At 59.5% G+C, this 1,891-nt stretch carries 2 protein-coding genes; one reads left to right on the forward strand and one right to left on the reverse strand.

Annotated features, from left to right (window positions below):
• Nucleotides 1-39: 39 nt before the first annotated feature.
• Complete coding sequence (locus WAO31_RS03240; protein WP_509590204.1) at nt 40-1,617, reverse strand: hypothetical protein; 1,578 nt, start codon at nt 1,615-1,617, stop codon at nt 40-42.
• A 49-nt stretch (nt 1,618-1,666) separates the two neighbouring features.
• On the opposite strand from WAO31_RS03240, the gene WAO31_RS03245 reads away from it, so the two are divergent.
• The coding region (locus WAO31_RS03245; RefSeq protein WP_509590206.1) for a hypothetical protein at nt 1,667-1,891 on the forward strand (225 nt) is incomplete at its 3' end.

Genomic DNA, 1,891 nt, shown 5'->3' on the forward strand with positions numbered 1-1,891 from the left:
TGATGGAACTACTGGCTGAGATCGGATCGAATAGCTCGGTCACTCGGATTCGCTTTCATAGGTGTCGGTATTGAAAGGATTGACGCTCGGGGTAGTGGCGAAAGCCGCAAGGGCCATTGCCTCAGCGAGCACGAGATCGGTGGAGACGATCTGGGGTGCGAATTGAGCAAGCGCCAGCCAGTGGCGGAAATTGGCATCGAGGTGCATCTTGGCATGCTCGTCACCCTGCGCGGCAAGCCGAGCGACCAGTGCAAATGCGGCCGACTGGGCGCTCAAGGAAAGCCAGCCACCACGGTCCTGGTCGTCGGCCCGCGCCTGAAGTAGCGCGAGAGCCGAATCCCACTTCCAGTCACGCAGGATCGCGGATTGGAATTTGAGGCGCTCACGGCCGTCGCGACCCACAGTCACAAGCTCGCGGTGTTCCCGTTGTTGGAAAAGGGCAAGTGCTGCGGATGCCCGTGAGTCGATATCGAGAAGTGCACGCGGCACCAGGCGCAAGCGAGTGATGATCTCCTGCTGCTGGCCCAGGTCGAGATTATCTAGCCGCTTTGCATCGGCGAAGCTCCCGCCCTTGATCGAGGGGTCACCGTCGCCAAGCAGGATTGACACGATCTCGTTGCCATATAGGTCCCGAAGCATTCGCCAGCAATCGGCGGCATGCTCGACCTCGGACTGGGCAACGAGTGGTGAAAGAACGAGCAGTGGGCCAATGAGTTGTTCAGACCGCAGAAGGTTCGCGGAATCTTCCGCGAGAGAGGTGGCAGTGGAGGATGACCTAGCCCAGAGAACACCGGAGCGAATCAGCAGATTCAATCGGTCACCAATTGAGACGGGCAGATCGATTAGGCAACGCATAGCATTATCGGGGTCGCGGCGCAGACAGGCGGTGATGACTTGCACCGACTCCCAATTGTATTCTCGTGGAAGGCCAGAGGCCATCGCGTGAATTGCCCAGGCGTCACGCTGATTGACCTCGGGAGCTGACTCAATTTCCCCGGCAAGAAATCCGGAAGGGTCTGAATAGCGGAACATAGACGAAGTCGGCTGGACGACGGTGCATTCAAAATGACGTGGCATCCAGGGCCATTCGCAGGGTATCCACGGATCGGAACGTTGCCAAGTGATGGCGAATGGCCCCTGAGCAGCCATCTCGTCAGGCAACTCAAACGTTCCTTCAGGATCGACCGCGCCACACGCGGCAGGGATCCAGGGTGCGAAGAGGCTCCACACGCGAACATCAACATCACCGCCGGTGAAGTTAGTCAGAGTGATGCTGGAGTCTGTCGCTGTCGCCCCAGAGGCAATGAGTTTCGGTTCTACGCGAGCGACGCGAATTGCCGAACCGGCGAAGACGATGAAGAGATCACATCCGCTGTGAGCGCGGGCAGTGTCTGAGATGACGTCTAGCGCATAGTTGGCGTAACCTAAACCAGACTTGGTCTCTGGTGAAACCAACTGGACGATCTCACCCCCCGCTCGAATCTGCAGATCACTGGGTGTGGTGTCGGGCTGAATCTTTACGAGCAACTGAAAATCGGCGACGTCCTCGAGGTGAATACGGACGAGCCCGAATGACCAGCGACTGGCAACACCGGAGCGAAGCGTCGCGACAGCCATGGCGGGTGGCGAGGCGGTGAATCGAGCTGTACGCCCATGAGAGTGGATGATGGCGGGGAGCACAGACGTATCCGACCCGAAGTCCAGTAACGCGGGCTCGCACGAGAGCCCGTCACCGGAAATGGTGAGCGTCAGCGGTTTGAGCCCCGAGGCTGAGAGAGACCGCCAGGGACGATCGGGGTCGACCTTTAGACCCTCGACAAGCGCGACGTTGCGCAGCACACCACGCCCGAACGGGCCCTTGATTGACACCTCGAATCGCCCGACGATGGGG

Source organism: Rhodoluna sp., assembly GCF_049276775.1.
Lineage (GTDB): Bacteria > Actinomycetota > Actinomycetes > Actinomycetales > Microbacteriaceae > Rhodoluna.

What these genes read in the sequence shown, in the direction of transcription:
- WAO31_RS03240 (WP_509590204.1), bottom strand. Translation starts at nt 1,617, where the DNA reads ATGGCTGTCGCGACGCTTCGCTCCGGTGTTGCCAGTCGCTGGTCATTC.